Origin of the sequence: Steroidobacter denitrificans, assembly GCF_001579945.1 — a bacterium.
GTDB classification, from domain to species: domain Bacteria; phylum Pseudomonadota; class Gammaproteobacteria; order Steroidobacterales; family Steroidobacteraceae; genus Steroidobacter; species Steroidobacter denitrificans.
The window spans coordinates 1,260,300-1,282,160 of sequence record NZ_CP011971.1 but is presented as its reverse complement, the minus strand read 5'-3'; the positions used below and the strand labels follow the sequence as shown (position 1 = coordinate 1,282,160).

The window sequence follows — 21,861 nt, the reverse complement described above, 5'->3', positions numbered from 1 at the left end:
AGGATCGGGCCACCGGCGAGCGGCCTTTCGGCCGTGGGGCGGTCATAGCGGCATATTCATGATTTCCTGGTAGGCGCTGACGAAGCGATTGCGCACTTCGGTCACCGCGCGAAAGGAAACGCTGGCCTTCTGCATTTCCAGCATGACCTGCGGCAGCTCGACGCCGGGCACGCCCTGTTCGAACTGGGTCGCCAGCGTCGCGGCGCGCTGCTGCGTCTGGTTGACCTGTCCCAGTCCGTCGCGTATCAGGCTCGCGAAGCTGCCCGGCGCCGGCGCGGCGCCGGCGGCCGGCATGCCCGCCACAGCGGCGGCATGAGCCGTCTCGTTGGGCAGCGGCGAGCGGATCTGTGATTGCATGGCGCGAATCTGCGCAAGCACGGCATCTATTTGCATCGATGACATTGCCGGCTACCTCGGCAGCGTTGCGGCGGCACCCAGACCGCTGCGGATGTTGGAAACTTGGGCGGCGCTGCGGATTTCGACGCCCGATTCACGTAATCTGGCCAGCTTGTAGCGCAGAGTGCGCGGGCTGATTCCGAGGCGCTTCGCGGCGGCCTGCCGATTGCCATTGTCGATACGCAGCGCATCCAGAATCAGTTCACGCTCGGCGCCGGAGAGCGAACTCGACAAGTCCATGGGCGTGCCGGGGGTGGCGTTCACGGCTCTCTCCGGGAGCCTGTCCCGGGGTGCTGTCGCAGCAATGTCCACGGCCGGATTTTCGGCGGGCACAACGGAGGCATTCACAAGCGAAGATCGCGGCCACTGTCCAGCGCCGCCCGGAGGTGCTTCCAGATGCACATGTTCGGCCTCGATCAGTGTACCTTCGGCGAGGATCAACGCCCGCTGCATCACATTATCCAACTCGCGCACATTGCCGGGCCATGAATAAGTCAACAGCTTGTGGGCGGCATCGGCACTCAGCGCCGGAATCCGCTTGCCTGGCCGGCAGCGCGCGGTCAGCAGCTTCATCGCCAGCGGCAGCACATCGTCGCGGCGCTCGCGCAGCGGCGCAGTCGTCAGGGGAAACACATTGAGACGATAGTACAGATCCTCGCGAAAGCGCCCCGCCGCCACTTCGGCATGCAGATTGCGATTCGTGGTCGCCAGCACGCGCACATCGAGCGCCACCGGCATCCTGGCGCCGAGGCGTTCCACTTCCCGCTCCTGCAACACCCGCAGCAGCTTGGCCTGCAGGCCCAGCGGCATTTCGGTCACCTCATCCAGCAGCAAGGTGCCGCCTTGTGCCTGCTCGAACTTGCCCGGGTGTCCGGCATGCGCGCCCGTGAACGCGCCACGCTCATAGCCGAACAGGATCGCCTCCAGCATGTTCTCGGGGATGGCGGCGCAGTTCACGCCCACGAACGATCGTGAGGCCCGCGAGGAATTACGGTGAATGAAGCGTGCCAGGACTTCCTTGCCCGTGCCCGATTCACCGGCCACCAGCACGGTGCAGTCGCTCGCGGCCACCCTGCGCGCCAGATCCGCCAGGCGGCGCGAAACCTCGGCGAACGCGATCATGTCGGTGTCGGCGTCGGCAGGCGGCGCGCCCGCAGCGGCAGCGTCTGCATCGGCAACGATCGTCAGATGATTCGCGTTATGGGCCATCATTGCGTCACTGGAAATACATCACTGAAAACTGCTTATGGCCGAAGTGGAGCAAGTTCCGTTCCATCCGCCCCGCCGACGGCAGAGGCCGATCCTGGGCATGCCGATCCTGTGCGGCTCGTCACGGATCGGCGGTCGGAAAACGGCACATGAACGTGATGCGGATCCAATCCAGGCTGCCGGGCGGCAAGCGGTGGCCGCCCGCGCGCCTGGCGCGTCAAGCTTCCGACACCACCGCCTCGTTGAGCATTTGAAACTTGCGCAGTTTTTCCACCAGCGTGGTGCGGCGCAGCTTCAGCAGCCGCGCGGCATGCGCCACCGTGCCGCCGGTGCGGCTCAAGGCCTGCTGGATGAGATCGCGCTCGATGGTATACAGGTGGTCGCGCAGATCGAGACCTTCGGGCGGCAGCTCGACGACCGCGTGGCCCGCGGGAACCTGTGTCAGCAGACTCAGGACTTCCCGTTCGTCCATTTCCTCCTCTCCCTCCAGCGGCGCAAGCCGCTCGGGTACAACGCCCGACGTGGCGCAGGCGCGATCGATCTGGCGGGCCTGATCGACCTGGCGGGCCTGATCGACCTGGCGGGCCTGATCGACCTGGCGGGCCTGATCGACCTGGCGGGCCTGGGCACAGATCTCATCCAGGCCGGAATCGGCGCAATCCAGTCCCAGCGCCACCAGCAATTCTTCGGGACGATACTTCGGCGGCAGATCGGCGATGCCCACCACACGATTGGGGCACAGGATGGACAGGCGCTCGATCAGGTTGCCCAGTTCACGCACATTTCCCGGCCAGGAATAATGCGCCATCATCGTCAGGACGGAGCGGGACAATTCGATCCTGCCCCGCCCCGCGGCCTGATTGCGCCGGGCAAACTCGCCGACCAGCAAGGGCAAATCTTCGCTGCGCTCTCGCAGCGCCGGCATTTCGATGGGGAACACGTTCAAGCGATAGAACAGATCCTCGCGGAAGTTGCCGCGTGCGATGGCCTCCTCCAGGTTGCGATGGGTCGCGGCGATGATGCGCACATTGCAGCGTATGGGAGTATGGTTGCCGACACGCTCGAACACCCGCTCCTGCAGCACGCGCAGCAGCTTCACTTGCATCGGCAGACTCATGTCGCCGATTTCGTCCAGGAACAAGGTGCCGCCCTCGGCGATCTCGAAACGGCCCTTGCGCGCCGCCACCGCGCCGGTGAAGGCGCCCTTCTCGTGGCCGAACAGCTCGCTTTCCAGCAGCTCCGCGGGAATCGCGCCGCAGTTGACGGCGACGAACGGCCGCTGGCGCCGTGGACTGGCCTGATGAATCGCCCGGGCGGCGACTTCCTTGCCCGTGCCGGATTCGCCCAGGATCAGCACGCTGGAATCATGCACGGCGACCTGGCGAATCAGGTGCGTCACTTCCCTGATGGCGCTCGAGGAGCCGCTCGGCATCTCCACGTTGCAAGTCTCTTCGCGGGCCGCCTGGGCGGACACCCGCAGCGCGGCGGCCAGTTCGGCCTGCTGAAAAGGCAGCGTCTGGCGCCGCACGCGAGCACCCAGTGCCGCCGCCAGCTGGCGCGCCGAGGCATCGGAGCCATAGGCGAGGACCGGCACGTCGCTCAGCTGTTCGCGCAAGGCAATGCCCAGTTCCATCCAGTCGCATTCGTCCACATCGCCGACCAGCAGCGCCACCGGCGCGCCCGGCGCCTGAATGACGGCGCGCATCAAGGCACTGTGATCGATCGGCAAAGGCTCCACGCGCAGCGATCGCAATACGGCGGCGACCTGCGCCGCCCGCCCGGCATCGCAGTCGTAGATCACGGCTCGCTGCACCGCCAGTGTCGTCGTTCTTGTTGCTTCGCTCATAATCCCTGTCCCGTCTCCGGCTGCCGGCCGGTGTTATGTCGTAGAGGGATTCTGTGCGTGTGGCACGCCGGCACAAGTAAAACCCTTCAGGAAATCCCTGAATGTCCCCGGCACGTGACCCAGTGCCAGAAATTTGGCACTCCGGGGAACGAAAGCCGGCCAACGGCGCCGTATAACGTGAAGCAGTTACATGTGCCGTGGTCACAAAAAAAATGTGACGCGCTGCCACAAGGTGCAAACGCCTTGTGTGGGAACGCACAAGTTGCAACTAGCGAACCCATAAGTCGCGACTGAAGGGGTGGAGAGATACCCGGGTCTCAGCGGCTCACTAGCAGTTCCCAGCTGCTTCGATCGCATCGAATTAAAGACCAGGGGTGAGTCGAAGTCGCGCGCCGGCGCACCCTGAATCGAAGCTGGCGGGCGGCCTCGCTCCGCGCTACTGAACTCGGGTCCCTCGACGTCCTACCTGATCAAAAAAAATCTAGCCGATCGACTAGATTTTACTAGATGGACGGCACATTTGAATTTTAAATAGTGGATCGGCTATTTTTATTGTCATAAGCCTAACCTACATTATAAAATAGCCGATCGACTATTATTAAACCCCTATATGACCCCTATATGACCCCTATATGAACCCTATATGACCCCCGACACCATTACCATCCGCGATCCGAAGCAGCTCGGCGCGATCCTCCGTGCCGTACGCAAGGCACAGTCGCTTCGCCAAGACGAACTCGGCCGGATTTCGCACACCTTCGTGGGCGACCTCGAAGAAGGCAAACCGACGGCGCAGTTCGGCAAGGTACTCGAGGTGTTGCGCGAACTCGGGGTGACAGTACGCCTCGAGTTGCCGAACGACATGGATCGTGTGCGGTTCAACCGCTATCTGCGTTACCCGACATCATCCGAGCGGCCTCGATGAACGCTGCCGAACGCCAGCTCGTGGCCACGATCAACGATCAGCCCGTCGGTCGGCTGCGCGAGCACAATGATCTCTGGGCATTCGATTACGACCCGGAATGGATCGCAAAGGGATTCGATCTCTCACCTCATCTTCCGCGGGCGCAGCGCACCATCATCGATGGCGCCACATCACGGCCAGTACAATGGTTCTTCGACAACCTGCTACCTGAAGAAGCGGCACGTGATCTGTTGGCGGCTGACGCGAAAATCCCGGCAGCCGATGCGTTCGGCCTGCTTGCATACTACGGCAGAGAGTCCGCCGGGGCGATCACCTTGCGCGCGCCTGGTGAGTCGCCTGGCCCCGGCGGATACGTCGAACTCACCGATGCCGAACTAAGCAAGCGTATCCGGAAACTTCCGCAGCAAAGCCTCGCCGCGGGTGCCCCGAAGCACATGAGTCTCGCCGGCGCCCAGCACAAGATGGCCGTCAGCATCGTAGATGGCAGGCTCTTTTTTCCGCAGGGTGAGACACCCTCGACGCATCTGTTGAAGCCCGACCACGTCGATCGCGAGAACTGGCCGAACTCCGTTGCAAACGAATACTTCACGATGCGTTTGGCCCGGCGAGTCGGCTTACGAGTGCCGCATGTGGATATGCGATACGTGCCCGAACCGGTGTATCTGATCGAGCGCTTTGATCGCGAGCGCGTCGACGGAGATACGCGCCGACTGCACATCGTCGATGCGTGTCAGCTCCTGGGCCTGGATCGGACGTTCAAGTACCAACAAGCGACCGTGGAGACCTTCACGAACCTCATCGAACATTGCACAAACCGCGCCCGTGCGCGTCAGGACCTCGCAGCATGGGTGTTGTTCAATCTGCTAGCGGGAAATGGAGATGCGCACCTGAAAAACCTGTCATTCCACATGGACACGAGCGGGATCAGCCTGGCCCCGTTCTATGATCTTGTATCAACCGAATCCTATCGCACTGCGCCTGGAAGCACGCCGCAATGGCCGCATACGCCGCTAAGCACGCGAGTTGGCGATGCAGCCACATTCGCGCAGGTGAGCGTGGGGAACTATACCGCCTTCGCTGAAGCGCTGGGCCTGAATCGCACAGCGATCAAGCGTCTGCTCCAGCACTTCGCACCAAGAATGGAACGGGCTGCAGATGAACTCATCCAGGAATTCGAGCGACGAGAGGTGCCTGCAGAAACGCGCGCCGGTCAGCTCAGGGTTGCCCGCACGATTCGGTATATCGTGATCCGGGAGATGGTGCCGAGGCTCTCAAAACTGGCTTCGTGAAACAGACGAATCGGACCAGGTGCTCAGACAGCATGCGGCGACTCTCGCGTTCGCGGATCCAGGTCAAGCTGCCCCGGGCATACCGTGGCTGGCATGCATCCGGCGCGGTGTCCGCTGCCGGCTCAGGTCCTTTGCCGGGCGCCGGCCACCTGCCGGCGATGCTTGCGGAAGGCCAGCTTCTCCATCAGGTCGGCGATGTGCTCGCCGGGAGGAATGAACCGCACCTTGACGCGGCCGTCGGCGGCGACGGCCGTGATGCGCCCCGGCAGACGCAGCGGCTCGGCGATGCAGTCGCGGACATGGATCTCCAGGATCCCGTGCTGGCCGGGTTGCGGCAAGGGCGCGGCGGCATGCCATATGGCGCCCAGCGCATTGAAACGGATCGGCGAGGCCTGCGGCCTGGACTGGCTGTTGACCAGCAGCGCGCCCACCATATCGAGCAGCAGATTCAGCTTCAGTTCCAGGCGCAGCAGATCGGCGGCATTGGGGCTGTTGTCGTCCGGCTTTTCGATCGTGCCATGTTCATCCAGCGCCGAGAGCGCCTGCAGCACCCGCAGATTGCGATCCGCATGGCTGCCCAGGGTAACCGGATCGAACTCCTGCCTCAGGGGCATCCATGCCACGGGCAGGACATCCTCGTACGCCAGTTCCTCATACAGAACGACGGTATCTAATCCTTCGTACATGAGGTCTTCACGCCGGGGGACATCTGCGCGACGGCGGCATCCGACTCCGCCATGGCTTGTTTCAAGGCATCGAGCCAGGCGCGATCCTGGGGCAGCGCCTGTGCCGTCGCATCCTGGAGCAGCACACGCCGCTCCTGGAGCGTACGGGGAACCTCCTGCCACTGGCCATGCAGGGCCTGGTGAACCAGCTTGCAGGTGGCGGCCAGGACGGGATCGGCGATGGAACTCATGGCTGGGCCCTCAGCGATGGCGGATCCCGGCGGGAATCGCCACCCAGGCCGCACGGATCTCGTTCAACAAGGCGCTGACCTCCTCCAGCGGCTCGCTCAGATTCTCACTGCTCGCCACCAGCAGGCGCCGATTCATGTAATCGTATAGTTCGCTGAGATTCCCGGATATCTGTCCGCCGGCATTCATGTCCAGGCTGCCGCGCAATTCCGCGATGATGGACACGCAACGATGCAGCAGGCGCGCCTTCTCGGCGGTGTCGCCGCGATCGATGCAGCCGCGCGCCGCGCGGATACGCTCCAGCGCTCCGTCCATGAGCATGACGATCAGGCCATGCGGGTCCGCCGCGGCGACGCCGCCATGCGCGGCGGCGCTCTGGTAGGCCGCAACGCTGGAAACCCGCGAATAACCCGACATAGCATGCTCCACAACCATTTCTCATCCAAGCAGGGTAACGGCGGCACGGCCGCAGACTTGAGCGGCGCGCCGGCCCGACATGATCAGCCCGGCGGCAATACCTGCCAGCCGCGCCCCGACTGGCTGCGCCTCATCAGGAAGAGGCTTTGTTCAGATTACCCAGCGATTCGATCTGCTGCGACAGGTAGCTGGAGGTCACCTGCAGCTGGGACAGCAAGATATCCAGCCGCGTGAACTGCCGCAGATACGCCTGCTGGATCACCAGCATGCGCGCATCCAAATCCTCCTTGCGCCGAGTGATCGCCCGCTGCTGGTCGACCAGGTTCTTGCCGCGGGTCTCGAGTGCTCCGTCGCTCTTGAGCCGGGTGTCGACCTGCGCGAACAGGCGCGCGCCGATGCCGTCCTGCGAGCCGAACAGCTTGCCGACCGCCTCGAAGTTGCCGCTCAGCGCCTTCTGCAGCTTGGCCTCATCCACGCCCAGAGTGCCGTTCGCCTGAGTGGTGATACCCACGGCTGCCAGTGTGGCGAATTCCGGCGCCTGGCCCGGCACCACCGCGGAGAGCGAGCGGCGCAGCTCGGCCTCGATGCTGTTGAGCAGCGAATCGCCCAGCATGGGACCGGCAGTCGCAGTGGCCGTATCGTAGCTGCGCAGCGTTGTTACCTGGGAGACCAGCGCATTATAGGCGTTGACGAAGCTCTTGATACGGGCGGTGACGGCGGTTTGATCGTAGTCGATCGTAAGCGTCACCGGTCCGCCTTCCTCGCTGGTCGGCTGTTTCAGTGTCAGGGTCACGCCGTCGATCGCATTCGCGATCGTGTTGTCGGCACTGGTGGTCTGTGCATTGGCGATATTCACGATCGCGTCCTGCGCCGCCTTGACGAGGGCATAACCGCCGGGCGAGGAGTCGCTGTACTCGAGCGGCGCCAGGCCGCCGTCGCCGCCGGACTGCGTCACCGTGATGGTATTCGCCGCGCCGGTGGCCGCCGAGGACAGCACGAGCCGGCTGCCGTCGCCGCCCTGCACCAGCGTGGCCCGCACGCCGACATTGCCCGCGGCGGAATTGATCGCATCGCGGATATCGCCGAGGCTCGAGCCTGCCGCGGTGATCTCGACTTCGAAGCTGCGCTCGCCCAGCGACAAGGTCAAGGTTCCCGTGCCGACGAGGCCGGCGGCGCCCTCGGCAAAGACGCCCGAGGAGATCTGCTGCGCCTGCGCCAGCTGCAGGATCTCGATGTCATAAGTTCCCGGCACGGCCTTGCCGCTTGCACTGGCGCCCAGCAGTGAGTCCTGGCTGCTCACCGCCGAGCGGGTACTGAACACCTCGAGCGTGTTCAGCGAGGACAGTGCCGAGCGAAACGTGGTTAACGCTCCCATCAATTGACCGAGCCCGGATATCTGGGTGGTGACACGGCCGGCCTCGCTCGCGAGCAGCGCCTCGGGCCGGGCCCGCTCCGCGGTAACCAGCTGCGAGACCAGGCTTTGTACGTCGATCTGGGAGCCGCCCACCGCATCTGTCGCCATCATCGTGCTCCGTAGAAATCCCAAAGATCCAAGCAGGAATCCAAGCGAGGATTGAAATGTGGCGGAATACAAATACGACGAGCGAGGAGCGGCTTACGCCGCTCCCCGCCCGCCGGGCTGTCTACGGTGAGACACCGGATCATCACCGCCTCACCGATCAGTCATGTCGATCAGTCATGTCGATCAGCGCAGCAGGCTCAGCACGTTCTGCGGTGCCGTGTTGGCCTGCGCCACCATCGCCGTACCCGCCTGCTGCAGGATCTGGGCGCGGGTCAGTGCCGCCGTTTCGGCCGCGAAGTCCGTATCCAGAATACGGCTGCGCGAAGCAGTCAGATTCTCGGATACCGCCTGCAGGCTGTTGATGACCGACTGGAAGCGGTTCTGGACGGCGCCCAGGGTGCTGCGCAGATCGCTGACCGCGGTCAATGCGGCGTCGGCGCGCAGGATGGCGGCGTTGGCGTCCCCCACGTTGCTGACGCTGGCCGTGGCCAGCGAGCCCGTATCAGTCGCCGCCGTCACGTTGGCCGCCGCGAAACCGAAGTTGCCCGCGCCCGCACCGTACTGCGTGCCACCCAGCGTGAAATCATCGCCGGAAGACACCGACAGGGTGTTGCTCACCGTATCGAACGACGCGAACGCACCGTTGACGCGAGTGTTGATCTCATCCGCCAGCGCCTGACCGCTGCTGTAGGTACCCTGCAGATCCACAGCCGAGCTTGCGGAAGTCAGCTGCAGTGTAAACGCACCGCTGGCGAGCGTCATGGCGGAGGCGCCGAACGCCGCCGTCAGACCAATGCTGGCGGCAACGGTTGGCGTGGAGGCGCCAGCATCGGCGCCGGCCTGGGAAGTACCACCGACGGAAAACGCCGCATCGCCACCCATGGTAGGCGCCGTGCTGCCCACGCCCGTGGCGACCATGGTGATAACCAGCTGGTTGCCTTGGTTCGATACTGTATACGTGCCGGCAGCGGCAGTGTTCAGTTGGCCCTGCACTTCTCCCACAAGACCATCGATGTCAGTGAGATTGGTGGTCAAATTCACTGCGTGGCCATCGACGGTGAAGGCGGCGTTGACGCTGGGGGCAGCTGGCGTGCCGGCGGTGCCGGCACTGTTGACCACGCCCGCCAATAAGGCCGCTGCATCCGCAGCGGAGACCACTACCGCATCCACGCTGTTCGTGTTGGTGATGGTGATATCGGCACCGTTAGCTGCAACGGTATAGCCCGCCAACTGGCTTTCAATGTCAGCAGCGATCTCGCCCAGGTCGTTATAGGTGCCGCCATTCAGCGTGACCAGCGTGCCATCCACTTGGAAGCTGATGGCATCAACTTGGGCCGTGCCGGCGTTACCGTCGGCGCCCACCGCACCCAGGGTCATAGCCGTCTGGGCGACGGCGTCCAGCTGCCAGATATCTACCGCATTAGCAGTCGGGCCGGTGATGGTGAAATTACCATCGCCGTCATGGGCGACCGTATAGCCAGCCAGATTGCCTTTATTGACATTGACGATGGCATCCTGAATTGCCGCCGCAATAGTATCGTCGTCCGCGGCGCTCAGATCATCTTCAACGCGGATTACTTTGCCCGGGTCGACCCCATCATTTACACCTATCCGGAACATCGCATAATCGTCGCCGCTATAGTCGGCTTGCCCGAACGTGAATGTAGCCGACGTACCTGCGGCAAACGCTGCGCCATAGTTGGCGATCTGGATGCCACCCTGGACGTTGGTGCCGCCTTGCATCGGCTGCATCGCGCCCGAGAAGTCGAAGCTGGAAATGGCCGCCGTGGTGTACGAACCTGCCGTCGCCGCACCGCCGGTCACCGCGGCCGCGACTGTCGAGATGCCCAGCGGATTGCTGGTGCCGCCGATGGCGATGGCGGAACCGCTGCTGTTGCTGAAGGAAAGTTCGTTGCCATTGGCCGTCACGCTCAAGCCTGCGATGCCAAGCGCGTTGATCGCCGTGGCCAGTTGGCCCGCGGAGGTATAGGTCGCCGCGGCGATGTCCTGACCGCCGACGGTGAGGCTGCCGGCAGTCACCGTCACGCCGGAGGTAAACAACCCGCTGATGTCCGCCGAGGTGGTCGTGGCGATATTGCCTACCTCGGCAGCCCGCATGTCCGTGCTCAGGCCGACGCTGATGGTCTCGCCGGCGTTCGCGCCGACCTGAAACACCGCATTGCCGAACGAGCCGTCCAGCACCTTGCGGCCGTTGAACGAGGTCTGGCTGCAAATACGGGTGATTTCAGCAATGCGCTGCTGCACTTCCTGGTTCAGCGCTACACGGTCGCTGTCGCTGTTGGTGGCGTTGGCCGACTGCACCGCCAGTTCGCGGATGCGCTGCAGGTTGTTGGTCACTTCCTGAAGCGCGCTTTCGGTGGTCTGCGCCAGCGAGATGCCGTCGTTGGCATTGCGGGCGGCCTGGTTGAGACCGTTGATCTGAGTCGTCATGCGCTCGGAGACGGCCAGACCCGCCGCGTCGTCCTTGGCGCTGTTGATGCGCAGACCCGAGGACAGGCGCTGCAGCGAGGTCGCGAGCTGATTGGCCGATGTCGTGAGATTGCGTTGAGCGTTCAGCGACATCACATTCGTGTTGATGACAAGTGCCATGTACTAACTCCTGGTTACTTACCTGGCCGAGGACGCCCGTCCGCGGCTCTTGATCTCAGCACTGGCGGCGTGATGTGCGCCGAATTGCTGCTTAGGGCATGTATCGGAGCGCCAAGGACGAACTTGAGGGGCGGCTTGCCGATCCTTGCAAACTGCGAGATACATCACGGAACTTCATCTGCGCACGGCCGCGCGCACCTCGAGCGAATCCGGCTCGCGCTCATCACCGGTCATCGGATCCCGCTCAAGACCTTCGCCGGTCATGCATTCGGCTTTGACGCATGGCCGGCGAAGGTCTTGAGCGGGATCCATACGATCCATATGAGTTCCAACCACTTTTTTTCGAGCCTCGCATGGCCTTGTCCGTCCGTTATCGCAGATAATTGAACAACGACAGCTGCGAGATCTTCGAGTAGGACAGCTGCGCCGCCTCCAGGCCCACCAGCAGCTGGTTCATCCGGGTCAGCGCCTGCGCATAGTCCAGGTCGCGCAGGTCCGACAGCGCGCTTGCCAGATCGACATCCGTTGCGGCGCGCGAGGCATCCATCGAATCGATCGTCGACAGGCGCGCGCCGACTTCCGCACGCACCCGCAGAACGTGATCGCCGGCCTGGTCCAGCTGCTGCAGCGCGCCCTGCAGGGCCATCGTCAGCTCTGCATTCGCCGCCGGAGAATCCGCCGGCGTCCGCAGGACATCGATGACCTGCGAGATCGTGGCAAAGATGTCCTCGGAACGCGCGCGGTTCACCAAGAATTCGTCTCCCGCCGCGGGTTCGCCGCTGAGTGTGACGCGCACGCCGTTGAACTCGATGGGTTCCCCGGCGGTGAACGTGCCGCCGGCGAGGATATTCGCCGGCGAGGCGCCATCGGTGATCTCCCAGTCACTGGCGCTCGTGAAGGTGATCGTGTAGTCGTCGGGCAGCCAGCCGGCGCGATCGATGAGCGCACCGGTATCGATCATGCCGCTGCCGGTATTGCCGGCGCCGGCCGCCGTATGAAAGACGCCGTTGCCCTGCGGAATGTTCATGAACACATCGAAGCCGGAATGGCTATCGGCGATGCGCTGGGTGGAACTGATCTGCAACAGCCGGCTGCCCTGGTCGCCTACGTAGCTGACCGGTGCCTGATCGCCGCCCGCAAACGGACGCGTCAGGGTGGAGAAACCCGCGAACAAATACTCGCCGCCACCGTCACGGCGGTTGGCGATATCCTGCAATTCCGCCAGCCGACCGGCCAGCTCGGTGGCGATCGAGCGGCGATCGCTGTCGCTCAAGGTGCCGATGTTGGACGCCTGCAGAGTCAATTCGCGCACTCGCGTCAAGACGGTTCCCACCTCCGCCAGGGACTGTTCTTCGAGATTGAGCCGGTTGCGCAGCAAGGTGCTGTTTTTCGCGAATTGCGCCGATTCGCTCTGGGCCCGTTCGAGTTCCAGGATATGGCCGGCGGCGATGGGATCATCGGCGGGAGTGTTGACCCGCTGGCCCAGCGCCACCTGATTCTGCAGTTTCAGCAGCGAGGAGGACTGCAACTGCATGGCCGCCAGCGAATTGGTGTAGAAGCTCAGACTCGATAGACGCATGGCGATCTCCAGGTCGGGTTCCTTAATTGCATTCGGTCCGGCACTCAGCCGCGGACCGCCTGCAGGACCGACTGGAACAGCGTGTCGGCGACGCGAATCATTTGCGACATGGCCAGATAGGCCTGCTGGTAGCGGATCAGATTGGCGGCTTCCTCGTCCAGGTTGACGCCGGACACTGACTGCAGGCTGGCCGCGGCCTCATCCGCCACGACTTTTTGCGCATCCCGGGTCACCTGGGCCTGATTGGTCTTGACGCCGATGTCGCCGACGAAGGCGCCCACACCCGCGATCAAGGACGTCCTGCCGCCGTTCATCACCGGCTGGGACAATAGATCCGCGAGCTTCAGGGCATTGCGGTTGTCGCCGCTGCCGGAGGCATTGTCGGACACCGTGAAGCGGTCGCCGGCCGCCGGCGTACCGCTGATGCTCACGCGCCAGCCGTTGACCTCGATAGCCTCTCCACTGATATAGGTGTAGACGGTGGGATCGCTGCCGAGCGTGTAGGTGGTGGCGCTGGTGAACTCCAATATCACCGTATCGCGCAGCTGCGGATGGCTCGCATCCAGCACCTCGCCCGCCGAGATCACAGCGTTGCCGGCGTTGCCGGCCGCGGCCGCACTGGTAATGGGCGCGGCGGCGGCGATCCCGGCAGGATCCTTGACCAGCACCTGCAAACCCGCGATGGCCCCGGCAACGGGTTTGATCAGCAGTTGATCCCCCACGGCAGGCGTACCGCTCACCACGATGGCCAGGCCCTCGGCCAGGAAAGGATCGTCCGCCGTGCCGCTGCCGGTCATGGACACGCTCGCGCCGGTGTCGGTGCGGCGCAGACTCCAGCCGCCGGCGGTCGATACCAGCAAATAATCGCTGCCGGTGAGCGCGCCGGCATCGCCAAGGGTCACAGTGGCGGCGCCGGTGCCGGCGTTGCCATCGTTGGATAGAACCTGTGCACCGCCGACGCCAAAAAAGTCTCCGCCCGATACCCCATTCAGATCCACACCGGTCGCATGCTGCTGATTCATGACCTGCGCCAGTGCAACGCTGATCACACCCAGGTCGTTGCGTGCCGGATCGAGCATCCGGCTGCGAAATTCCAGCATGCCGCCCAGGGTGCCGCCAGAAATGCTATCGGTGATATCGACGCTGCCCTGGGCGGACAGCACCGAGATGTTGCGCCGCGTGGGATCGAAAGGATCGGGGGTGGCCGCCACGCTTGCATAGGTCTGGCCCACGACCAGCGGCTGGCCATTGCCGATGAACAGGTTGGCGGAGTAATCCTCCTGCATGACCACGTTGACGTTCACATGGGTGGCCAGCTCGTCGATCAAGCGGTCGCGCTGATCCAGCAAGTCGTTCGGCGGCTGGCCGCTCTGGGAATGGGCGCTGCTGATTTGCTGGTTCAAGGCGGCGAGATTGCGTGCCAGAGTCGAAATCGTGTTCGCCTCGCGCTCCACCGAGGCATTCACCTGCGCCTCGAAGCTGCGCAGACTATCGTCGTAGCTTTGCAGGCGATCCACCAGGGTCTGGGCCTGGCTGAGCAGCGTCTGGCGCGCCGGAATGGAGGTCGGGGAATCCGCCACGCTGTGCAGCGCGTTCACGAACTCCTGGAGTGTCGCCGACAGGCCGGTGCTGGAGCTGCCGAGCAGGTTGTTGATGCGCTCGGCCTGGGTGGCATAGGTGTTCGACTGATGATACTGGCTGGACGCGGTGCGTGCCTGGCTGGCCAGAAAATCGTCATAGGCGCGCTGGATGGTATTCACATCCACGCCGTTGCCGACCCAGCCGCTGCCCGTCTGCTGCGCCTGACGGGTCACGAAATCCGGCAGCTGGCGGCTGTAGCCGACCGTGTTCGCGTTGGCGATGTTGTGACTGGTGGTATCCAGCGCCCGCTGGAACGCCAGCAGCCCGGAAATGCTCGTGTTCAACAAGTCAGCCATGGCATCGCTCCGCGCGGGATGAATCGTGCTTGAAAGGCCGCAACGCGTTCATCAGGTGCGCACCTGCCCGTAAACGTTTATCGGCGCATCGCCGCCGCTCTTGAGCGCGCTCACCGAGGTTCGCACATCCGCGGCCACGGCGACGATCTTGCGCTCATACTCGGGGTCCGTGGCATAACCGCCCCGCTGCAGCGCATTCGCGAACGCGGCGACATCGCCGCCGGCGTTCAAGGCCTCTCGATAACGGGGATTGCCGCGGATCAGCCGCGCATAGTCGCGGAAGCTTTCCGCCGGGGAGGCATAGGCGCGAAAGCGTTCGATCTTGCGCACCGCCACACCGTCCTCGTACTCCAGGGTCGGCACCGCCACCTGCGCGCCGCGCCACTGACTGCCGGCCTTGATGCCGAACAGGTTGAAGCTGCACTCCCCGCCGCTGCTGCAGGGGACGGAACGTCCCCAGCCCGTTTCCAGCGCCGCCTGCGCCAGCAGCGCATGCGGATCGACCCCCAGTTCGCGTGCCGCCTGGCGTGCATGCGGCCACAGGGAGCGAATGAAATCTTCCTTGCCGCCGCTCCATTCTCCAGGGCCGGTGCTGTTCGAGCCTCGCTCCGCGGCCGTGGCGGCATCGGCGCGCTGCAGACCGGCCGCCTCGGCACGAACTGCGCCCCTCATCGCCGCGTCGGCGCCGAGATGCTCGAGCGGCGCCCCGCCGATCGACCCACCGCCCTGTGGCGCCCCGGCTGACAGCTGTCGGATGAGCATATCCGCCAGGCCCAGGCCACCGCCCTGGGACAATTGCAGCGCAATCTGTTCATCGAACATGCTTTGGTAGAAATCGCCCTGTTCGCTGCCGAACAAGGAATCCCCGAAACCCTTGCCGGCCTCGCGCATGCTCTTCAGCAGCATCTGGGTGAACAGGCTCTCGAACTGCTGCGCCGCCGCCTTCAAGGTCTCGGGATCCTGCGCTCTGGCACGAGTGCGCAGCGCCGCCAGGCCTTGGAAATCGGCATAGAATTCCACCGGAGGGGCGCTCATGGCCGTTCAGCGCCCTGGCCGGGACGTATCCGCAGGGGCCGTGCCGGAGGCGGCCGCATCCAGCAGTGCATCGACGGGTACCGTATTGCGCACCAGGTCGCACACCGGCGCATCGCGCTGCGTCGCCCCGCGACTCGCCAGGCGCGCGCGGACGCGCAGGCGGCGGCTGACGATCAGCGCCTGGATCAACCTGGCCCGCTTGTCGGCGGCCTCGCCCGAGCCGGCCTGACTCAGCCGCAGTCCATTCGATGCAGTGTTCCTCATGCTCATGTTCCTCGTTCCCCCATCGCTGTCGTGGCGGCGGTGATCGCCGTCATGATCGTGGTCGTTCTCGTGGTCGAATCGTTCTTCATGGGTTCCGGATCCGTTTGCCGATGCCGTCCTGCCGGCCGATGGCGGCGCGACGGCATTCCGCGGTGTACCTGAATCAGATGACGATGAGTTCCGCGCGCAGGGCTCCCGCCTGCTTCAATGCCTCCAGGATCGCCACCAGATCGCCGGGTGCCGCCCCCACCTGGTTGACGGCACGCACGATCTCATCCAGGTTCACACCGGCATTGAAAACGAACATGCGCGCCTCGGGCTGATCGATGTGGATCTCCGAGCGCGCGGTCACGACGGTGTGACCGCGCGAGAACGCCTTAGGCTGGCTGACATCGGCGCGCTCACTGATCGTCACCGACAAGGAGCCATGGGCGACGGCCGCCGGCATCACTCTCACCGCCGAACCGATCACCACCGTGCCGCTGCGTGAATTGACGATGACCCGCGCGGGCGCATCGCCCGGCATGATCTCGATCGCCTCCAGGGTCGACAGATAGGCGATGCGCTGGCTGGGATCCGTCGGCGCCTGCACGCGCACGGAGACCGCATCCATGGCGCGCGCCGTATCCGCACCCAGCAGCTGGTTGATGCCGTCGGTGAGCCGCGCGGCGGTGGTGAAGTCCGGAGTGTTCAGATTCAGCACCACATAGGGCTCGCTGGCGAAATTGCTCGGCACCGCACGCTCCACGCTCGCACCGTTCGGCACGCGCCCCGAACTCGGCACGTTCAGCGCGATCCGCGAACCGTCCCGGCCCGAGACGCCGAAGCCGCTCACCACCAGGCTGCCCTGGCCGATCGCGTAGACCTCGCCGTCGATGCCGCGCAGCGGTGTCATCAACAGACTGCCGCCGCGCAGGCTGGTGGCATTGCCGATGGAATCCACCGTGATGTCGATCGTCTGCCCAGGCTTTGCGAACGCCGGCAAGTCGGCCCGCACCGTCACGGCGGCGACGTTCTTGAGTTGCGGATTGACATTCTCGGGAATCGTCACGCCGAACTTCGCCAGCATGTTGCGAATGCTCTGGATCGTGAACGGCGCCTGGCTGGTCTGATCGCCCGTGCCGTCCAGGCCCACCACCAGGCCGTAGCCGATCAGCTGATTGCCGCGCACACCGGCGACCGTGGCGAGATCCTTGACCCGTTCGGCCTGCACCGGCGCAATGAGCAGCCCGGGCAGCATCGCCAGGAGAGCGGCAAGGATTCGTGCCCGTGGGCCGGGGCGCCTGAGTCGGTATGGAATGGGCCGGCATGCGGCGGGCGGTGCCGGAGAGTCGTTCCCCGGAAACTCGTTTCCTGAAAGCTTGTTCATGGCGTTCAAAACGGCATCCACGGCAGATTGAAAAAGCGAGCCAGCAGGCCCGGAGAATTGGCGTCGGCGAGCGCCCCCTTGCCGCCATAGGAAATCATGGCGTCGGCGATCTTCAGCGAGGAGATGGAGTTGTCCGGATCGATGTCGATGGGCCGCACGATGCCCTGGACGCGCACATACTCCCGGCCCTGGTTGATGGTGATCCACTTCTGGCCGCGTACCAGCAGGTTGCCGTTGGCCAGGCGCTGGGCCACGGTCACGGTGATATCGCCTTCCAGGCGATTGCTCTGCCGGCTGTCGCCCTCGCCGTCGAAGCCGCTTTCGCTGCCCACCTGCGCCTGCAGAACGGGTGTGCCATGCGCGGTCACCGGACGGCCCGCAATCGTCGGTCCCGGCATATCGATCGAGGTGGACTTGCGCGTCGAGGTGCTGGAGCTCTTGGAGGCGTTGGTCCGTTCGTTCAGCCGAATCGTCAACGTGTCGCCCACGCGCCGCGCCACCGCGTTCTCGAACAAGGCGATATCATGCCCCGCCTGGTAGATCGCTCCGTTCGCCTGCGCCGCCGTCGGCGCCGGCTCCGGCCAGCTCGCGGCGTAGTCGGGTTCCGCCGGCGGGGTGACGCAGGCTCCCAGCAGCATCGCTGTCGCGAGGAGTCCTGCGGCCCGGGCGGTGCGGGCGGCGCCGCGCCAGGGCAGATCGCGACACGGCGTGTGCCCCGGCTCTTGGCGCATGATGTGGAGATGAAGCTGGCGCTGCATGATGCCTGTTCCGTGATCGCAGGATGTTGGTCGATGCTCGAGGTGAAAACTCTCGCCTTACAGCTGGTTGGTGACGTACTCGAGCATCCGGTCGGTGGTGGAGATCGCCTTGGAATTCATTTCGTAGGCACGCTGGGTCTCGATCATGTTGACCAGCTCTTCCACCACGTTGACATTCGAACTCTCCAGCGAACCCTGCTCCAGCATGCCCAGGCCGTTCAGGCCCGGCGTGCCGGTCTGCGGCGAGCCGCTCGCCGCCGATTCCAGCAGCAAGTTCTCGCCGCGCGGCTGCAGGCCCGCCGGATTGATGAAATCCACCAGCTGCAGGGTTCCGACCTGGGTGGGCGAGGATTGGCCCGCCAGCTGCACGCTGACGACGCCATCCTTGCCGATCGTCACGCTTTGCGCGGCATCGGGAATCGTGATGCCGGGCTGCAGCTGGTAGCCGCCCGCCGTGACCATCTCGCCCTGTGCATTGACCTGGAAATCGCCGTTGCGGGTATAGGCCATCGTGCCGTCCGGCAGCAGGACCTCGAAAAAACCCCGCCCGCTGATCGCCACATCCAGCGCGTTGCCTGTCTGAGTCAGGCTGCCCTGGGTATAGGTTTTCTCGGTGGCGACCACGCGCACCCCGGTGCCCAGCGACAAGCCCGTGGGGGCCTGCGTGTCCTGGCTCGTCGCGGCGCCGACCTGGCGCACGTTCTGGTACATCAGGTCCTCGAACACGGCACGGCTTTTCTTGTAGGCCGTGGTGTTTACATTGGCGAGATTGTTCGATGTCACCGTCATGCGCGTCTGTTGCGCATCCAGTCCGGTCTTTGCAGCCCACAAGGCAGGATTCATGGGAAACCTCGGTATTCGTGTCGGTCAACGGGGTGATCGGGTGATCGCATCGGTCGGCTGGTTGCGGATCATCGCTCCGGCATCAGCCGCTCTTGAGCAACTGCGCCGAACTGGTCGCATTCTCCTCGGCGGTGCGCATGGCCTTGACTTGCAGATCGAAGCGGCGCGCCAGTTCGATCATGCTCACCATGGCGTCGGCGGCATTGACATTGCTGGACTCCAGGACGCCGGAAGCCAGCCGTACCTCGGCATCGGCGGGCGCATCCGCGCCGTCCATGCGAAACAAGCCATCCTCGCCGCGAAACAGCGCCTGCGCCGGCGGATTGACGAGCTTGATGCGTCCCACCGTCGCGGTGGTCTCCGGCCCCTGCCCGATCGGCACGATGGACACCGTGCCGTCGCCGCCGATCATGATGGAGGCGTGCGGCGGAACGCTGATCACGCCGCCATCGCCCAGCACCGGCCGGCCCGAGGCCTCCATCAGCAGGCCATTCGGATCGACCCGCAGATTGCCGGCGCGGGTATAGGCTTCCCGGCCGTCGGCGCCCTGCACCGCGATCCAGCCTTCCCCCTGCACGCCGACGTCCAGTTCCCGGCCGGTGGATTGCAGGGCGCCCGACGTCGCATCCCAGCCGGTGGTGGCGTTGGTCGCATAGGCGCGCGACGCATACCCGGTACCGGCTACCACTTGGGCCTGGAAGGCGCTGAGATCGGCGCGAAATCCGGTGGTGCTGGCGTTCGCCAGATTGTGCGAGTTCGCCGCCTGCGCGCGCAGGGTTTCCTTGGCGCCGCTCATCGAGATGTAAAGAAAGCGATCCATAGGCGTTGCCTCTATGACCTACCCGGTGTGTGCATGGCTTATGCCGGCGCGGGCGGGCTCGGGGTTTACGTCGCTGTGCGTGCGTTGCTCACGACGCCTCAGCGAATGTTGATGATCGTCTGGGTCACCTGGTCGGCGGTCTGGATCATCTGCGCGTTCGCCTGGAAATTACGCTGTGCAGTAATCATGTTGACGAGTTGCGCGGTGATATCGACATTGGATGCCTCCAGTGCGCCGGATTGAATGAGACCGAAACCGGAATCGCCGGCCTGCCCGTTGAGCGGCTGACCGGAGGCATTCGTGTCGCCCCAATTCGTGTTGTCCAGCTGCTGCAATCCCTGCGGATTGGAGAATGTCGCCAGCGCCACCTGACCCAGCGAGCTGGAGCGTCCGTTGGTGAAGCGCGCCTTGACGACACCGTTGGCATCGATGTCGATACCGATGAGCCGGCCCGTGGTAAAGCCGTCCTGAGTGATGCCGGTCATGCTGAAGGTCTCGCCGTACTGGCTGGTCAATGACAGATCGAAGCTCAGTTCCAGATCGGCGGCGCCGGTCGACAGGCCGGCGGCGGCGTCATAAACCGGCATGGCGGCAATCCCGTTGGCGGGGCTGAGCAGCCGGCCGGTGGAGGAATAGACCAGATGCTGGGTGCCCAGCGGGTTGCCGTCCACCGATATATGCAGATCCCATTCGTTGGTCGCGGTCTTGACGAAATGCATGCTCGCCGTGTGCGCCGAGCCCAGCGAGTCATAGATCGTCAGGGACCGGGCGTGGTTGTAACTGGATTCATCGGCGGGATCGAACGGCGAGGTTATGGGCGATTCCGAGGCGGACGGCAGGTTGAACACGGTCTGGGCGCGTTGCGTCGCCGACGGCGGGCTGTCGCGAGTCACCAGCCGCAGGTCGGACAGCGTGCTGGTATTGAACGTATCGGAAATACCCGCAGGATAGACTTGCAGACGCTGCTGCTGGCTGTTGACCACATAACCATCATTGTTGACCTGGAAGGCGCCGGAGCGCGTATATACGGATGCGCCCGCATCACTGAGGATAAAGAATCCCTGTCCGCTGATGGCCAGATCCAGGCTGTTGTTGGTGGTGTTCAGATTTCCCTGGGTGAACTGCTGCGCGACGGATGCCACCTTCACCCCGTTGCCGAACTGCGTGCTGCTCACGCCCACCGGGGAGACGGCGAACAGTTCGGCGAACTCCGAACGCGACTGCTTGAAGCCGCTGGTCGAGGAATTGGCCATATTGTTGGCCGTGACGTTGAGATCGGTCTGGGCGGCATTGAGTCCGCTGAGTGCGATGCCAAAGGACATGGATTTCTCCTGCGGGTGACTTGTAGATACTTGGAATCGATATCGGGGCTTACATGATCCGGCGAACGTCCGCGAGGGACACGCTGCCCAGACCTGCGGTGTTGAGCGTCAGGCCCGTGCCGCCATTGTCGAGCGTTACGCTGGAGACGCGCGCCGCCAGCAGCAGATCGAGCGACTCGCTGGCGCCGCCGACACTGGCGATCGCCTGGATCGAATACTCGCCGGACTGGGCCTGGGCGCCGTCGCTGCGCAGGCCATCCCAGCTGAAGGAGGTGAAGCCCGGCGTGGGTGCCAGGGTGATGTCCCGCACCACCGCGCCGCTGGCGTCGGTGATGCGCACCTGCAGCGCCGAGGTGGCCGCAGGCACGTCGAACTCGCCGCTGACGCTCGTGCCTTCAATGAAATTGACGCTGCCGGCGCTCGCCAGGATGTCGTGCCCCACCAGGCTGGTGCCGCTGAGCGCCTGGGTGGCACGCAGCGATTCGGCCAGCGTCTCCATCGATCCCTGCATCTGCTGGATGCCCGAGACCGTGCCGAACTGCGCCAGTTGCGCCACGAACTCGGTGCCCTCCAGAGGCTTCAGGGGATCCTGATTCTTGAGTTGCGTGGTCATCAAGGTCAGAAATTCATCGATGCCGAGATTGTTGGCGGATTTCTTCGTCTGAGCCGCGGCCAGCGCCGCCTGGGTCTGGGCGGCATAGGCCGCGATGGGATCGGTGCTCGACATGGCGTGTTCTCCGGCTGTCCGTCCAGGGGATGTATCGGGGCTGTCTATCGATTTCGTCTATGGGCTGCGTGTATCGGCT

The 21,861-nt window shown here is 64.3% G+C and carries 21 protein-coding genes; 2 read left to right on the top strand and 19 right to left on the bottom strand.

Translation table 11 applies throughout. The features are described from left to right. Positions 1 to 42: 42 nt before the first annotated feature. From fliE to ACG33_RS16670, 3 genes are all read right to left on the bottom strand, one after another. Positions 43 to 402 carry a flagellar hook-basal body complex protein FliE gene (gene fliE, locus ACG33_RS05680; protein ID WP_083536489.1) on the bottom strand — a complete coding sequence of 120 codons (360 nt, stop codon included), beginning with the start codon at positions 400 to 402 and terminating at the stop codon, positions 43 to 45. Between the two features lie 6 nt (positions 403 to 408). Beyond that, the gene (locus ACG33_RS16935) at positions 409 to 1,608 is read right to left on the bottom strand and encodes a sigma-54 interaction domain-containing protein (RefSeq protein ID WP_066919447.1); all 1,200 of its coding nucleotides are present in this window, start codon (positions 1,606 to 1,608) and stop codon (positions 409 to 411) included. A gap of 214 nt (positions 1,609 to 1,822) precedes the next feature. After that, positions 1,823 to 3,451 (bottom strand): sigma-54 interaction domain-containing protein, encoded by a 1,629-nt coding sequence (locus tag ACG33_RS16670; RefSeq protein WP_066919445.1) that lies wholly within the window; start codon positions 3,449 to 3,451, stop codon positions 1,823 to 1,825. Positions 3,452 to 4,094: 643 nt separating this feature from the next. Between ACG33_RS16670 and ACG33_RS05665 the strand changes: the two genes are divergently transcribed. Together ACG33_RS05665 and ACG33_RS05660 are read left to right on the top strand one after the other, a co-directional pair. Beyond that, the gene (locus ACG33_RS05665; protein ID WP_066919443.1) at positions 4,095 to 4,376 is read left to right on the top strand and encodes a helix-turn-helix domain-containing protein; all 282 of its coding nucleotides are present in this window, start codon (positions 4,095 to 4,097) and stop codon (positions 4,374 to 4,376) included. Continuing rightward, a complete protein-coding gene (locus ACG33_RS05660) occupies positions 4,373 to 5,665 on the top strand; it encodes a HipA domain-containing protein (protein WP_066919441.1) in 1,293 nt (430 codons plus the stop codon). Before ACG33_RS05665 ends, ACG33_RS05660 begins: the two co-directional genes overlap by 4 nt. A gap of 122 nt (positions 5,666 to 5,787) precedes the next feature. Here ACG33_RS05660 and ACG33_RS05655 read toward each other — a convergent pair whose 3' ends face one another. The 16 genes from ACG33_RS05655 to ACG33_RS05585 form a co-directional block, all read right to left on the bottom strand. Beyond that, entirely contained in the window at positions 5,788 to 6,351 is a 564-nt protein-coding gene (locus tag ACG33_RS05655) for a PilZ domain-containing protein (protein WP_066919439.1), read from the bottom strand. Then, entirely contained in the window at positions 6,336 to 6,581 is a 246-nt protein-coding gene (locus tag ACG33_RS05650) for a hypothetical protein (RefSeq protein WP_066919437.1), read from the bottom strand. Before ACG33_RS05650 ends, ACG33_RS05655 begins: the two co-directional genes overlap by 16 nt. A 10-nt stretch (positions 6,582 to 6,591) precedes the next feature. Next, positions 6,592 to 6,996, bottom strand: coding sequence for a flagellar export chaperone FliS (gene fliS, locus ACG33_RS05645; protein ID WP_066919435.1), 405 nt, complete (start codon positions 6,994 to 6,996; stop codon positions 6,592 to 6,594). Positions 6,997 to 7,129: 133 nt separating this feature from the next. Next, positions 7,130 to 8,521: a flagellar filament capping protein FliD gene (fliD, locus tag ACG33_RS05640; RefSeq protein ID WP_066919434.1), complete on the bottom strand. Its 1,392-nt coding sequence runs from the start codon at positions 8,519 to 8,521 to the stop codon at positions 7,130 to 7,132. Positions 8,522 to 8,701: 180 nt separating this feature from the next. Continuing rightward, positions 8,702 to 11,128, bottom strand: a complete 2,427-nt coding sequence (locus ACG33_RS16930) for a flagellin N-terminal helical domain-containing protein (RefSeq protein WP_083536488.1) — start codon at positions 11,126 to 11,128, stop codon at positions 8,702 to 8,704. 174 nt (positions 11,129 to 11,302) lie between these two features. Next, entirely contained in the window at positions 11,303 to 11,449 is a 147-nt protein-coding gene (locus ACG33_RS16330) for a hypothetical protein (RefSeq protein ID WP_168160028.1), read from the bottom strand. 49 nt (positions 11,450 to 11,498) lie between these two features. Beyond that, the gene (gene flgL / locus ACG33_RS05630; RefSeq protein WP_066919430.1) at positions 11,499 to 12,707 is read right to left on the bottom strand and encodes a flagellar hook-associated protein FlgL; all 1,209 of its coding nucleotides are present in this window, start codon (positions 12,705 to 12,707) and stop codon (positions 11,499 to 11,501) included. Positions 12,708 to 12,751: 44 nt separating this feature from the next. Further along, positions 12,752 to 14,644, bottom strand: a complete 1,893-nt coding sequence (gene flgK, locus ACG33_RS05625) for a flagellar hook-associated protein FlgK (RefSeq protein ID WP_066919428.1) — start codon at positions 14,642 to 14,644, stop codon at positions 12,752 to 12,754. A gap of 51 nt (positions 14,645 to 14,695) precedes the next feature. Next, positions 14,696 to 15,679 carry a flagellar assembly peptidoglycan hydrolase FlgJ gene (flgJ, locus tag ACG33_RS05620; protein ID WP_083536487.1) on the bottom strand — a complete coding sequence of 328 codons (984 nt, stop codon included), beginning with the start codon at positions 15,677 to 15,679 and terminating at the stop codon, positions 14,696 to 14,698. A 6-nt stretch (positions 15,680 to 15,685) separates the two neighbouring features. Beyond that, positions 15,686 to 15,949, bottom strand: a complete 264-nt coding sequence (locus ACG33_RS05615; RefSeq protein ID WP_157071681.1) for a hypothetical protein — start codon at positions 15,947 to 15,949, stop codon at positions 15,686 to 15,688. Between the two features lie 157 nt (positions 15,950 to 16,106). After that, complete coding sequence (locus ACG33_RS05610) at positions 16,107 to 17,183, bottom strand: flagellar basal body P-ring protein FlgI (RefSeq protein ID WP_066919422.1); 1,077 nt, start codon at positions 17,181 to 17,183, stop codon at positions 16,107 to 16,109. 134 nt (positions 17,184 to 17,317) lie between these two features. Continuing rightward, positions 17,318 to 17,950, bottom strand: coding sequence for a flagellar basal body L-ring protein FlgH (gene flgH, locus ACG33_RS05605; protein WP_066922860.1), 633 nt, complete (start codon positions 17,948 to 17,950; stop codon positions 17,318 to 17,320). 177 nt (positions 17,951 to 18,127) lie between these two features. Continuing rightward, positions 18,128 to 18,913, bottom strand: coding sequence for a flagellar basal-body rod protein FlgG (gene flgG / locus ACG33_RS05600; RefSeq protein WP_066919420.1), 786 nt, complete (start codon positions 18,911 to 18,913; stop codon positions 18,128 to 18,130). Positions 18,914 to 18,995: 82 nt separating this feature from the next. Further along, complete coding sequence (flgF, locus tag ACG33_RS05595) at positions 18,996 to 19,733, bottom strand: flagellar basal-body rod protein FlgF (protein ID WP_066919419.1); 738 nt, start codon at positions 19,731 to 19,733, stop codon at positions 18,996 to 18,998. Positions 19,734 to 19,831: 98 nt separating this feature from the next. Next, positions 19,832 to 21,055: a flagellar hook protein FlgE gene (gene flgE / locus ACG33_RS05590; RefSeq protein WP_066919418.1), complete on the bottom strand. Its 1,224-nt coding sequence runs from the start codon at positions 21,053 to 21,055 to the stop codon at positions 19,832 to 19,834. A gap of 49 nt (positions 21,056 to 21,104) precedes the next feature. Next, positions 21,105 to 21,782, bottom strand: coding sequence for a flagellar hook assembly protein FlgD (locus ACG33_RS05585; RefSeq protein ID WP_066919416.1), 678 nt, complete (start codon positions 21,780 to 21,782; stop codon positions 21,105 to 21,107). Between the last annotated feature and the right edge of the window lie 79 nt (positions 21,783 to 21,861).

Bases quoted from the DNA above. Each gene is read 5' to 3' on its own strand.
- flgK (WP_066919428.1), bottom strand. From the start codon at position 14,644: ATGGCTGACTTGTTGAACACGAGCATTTCCGGGCTGCTGGCGTTCCAG.
- flgL (WP_066919430.1), bottom strand. From the start codon at position 12,707: ATGCGTCTATCGAGTCTGAGCTTCTACACCAATTCGCTGGCGGCCATG.
- flgE (WP_066919418.1), bottom strand. From the start codon at position 21,055: ATGTCCTTTGGCATCGCACTCAGCGGACTCAATGCCGCCCAGACCGAT.
- ACG33_RS05650 (WP_066919437.1), bottom strand. From the start codon at position 6,581: ATGAGTTCCATCGCCGATCCCGTCCTGGCCGCCACCTGCAAGCTGGTT.
- flgJ (WP_083536487.1), bottom strand. From the start codon at position 15,679: ATGAGCGCCCCTCCGGTGGAATTCTATGCCGATTTCCAAGGCCTGGCG.
- flgH (WP_066922860.1), bottom strand. From the start codon at position 17,950: ATGCTGCTGGGAGCCTGCGTCACCCCGCCGGCGGAACCCGACTACGCC.
- flgG (WP_066919420.1), bottom strand. From the start codon at position 18,913: ATGAATCCTGCCTTGTGGGCTGCAAAGACCGGACTGGATGCGCAACAG.
- ACG33_RS16930 (WP_083536488.1), bottom strand. From the start codon at position 11,128: ATGGCACTTGTCATCAACACGAATGTGATGTCGCTGAACGCTCAACGC.
- fliD (WP_066919434.1), bottom strand. From the start codon at position 8,521: ATGATGGCGACAGATGCGGTGGGCGGCTCCCAGATCGACGTACAAAGC.
- ACG33_RS05655 (WP_066919439.1), bottom strand. From the start codon at position 6,351: ATGTACGAAGGATTAGATACCGTCGTTCTGTATGAGGAACTGGCGTAC.
- ACG33_RS16330 (WP_168160028.1), bottom strand. From the start codon at position 11,449: ATGGATCGTATGGATCCCGCTCAAGACCTTCGCCGGCCATGCGTCAAA.
- ACG33_RS05615 (WP_157071681.1), bottom strand. From the start codon at position 15,949: ATGAGCATGAGGAACACTGCATCGAATGGACTGCGGCTGAGTCAGGCC.
- ACG33_RS16935 (WP_066919447.1), bottom strand. From the start codon at position 1,608: ATGATGGCCCATAACGCGAATCATCTGACGATCGTTGCCGATGCAGAC.
- ACG33_RS05610 (WP_066919422.1), bottom strand. From the start codon at position 17,183: ATGCTGCCCGGGCTGCTCATTGCGCCGGTGCAGGCCGAACGGGTCAAG.
- ACG33_RS05585 (WP_066919416.1), bottom strand. From the start codon at position 21,782: ATGTCGAGCACCGATCCCATCGCGGCCTATGCCGCCCAGACCCAGGCG.
- flgF (WP_066919419.1), bottom strand. From the start codon at position 19,733: ATGGATCGCTTTCTTTACATCTCGATGAGCGGCGCCAAGGAAACCCTG.
- ACG33_RS16670 (WP_066919445.1), bottom strand. From the start codon at position 3,451: ATGAGCGAAGCAACAAGAACGACGACACTGGCGGTGCAGCGAGCCGTG.
- fliS (WP_066919435.1), bottom strand. From the start codon at position 6,996: ATGTCGGGTTATTCGCGGGTTTCCAGCGTTGCGGCCTACCAGAGCGCC.
- fliE (WP_083536489.1), bottom strand. From the start codon at position 402: ATGTCATCGATGCAAATAGATGCCGTGCTTGCGCAGATTCGCGCCATG.
- ACG33_RS05660 (WP_066919441.1), top strand. From the start codon at position 4,373: ATGAACGCTGCCGAACGCCAGCTCGTGGCCACGATCAACGATCAGCCC.
- ACG33_RS05665 (WP_066919443.1), top strand. From the start codon at position 4,095: ATGACCCCCGACACCATTACCATCCGCGATCCGAAGCAGCTCGGCGCG.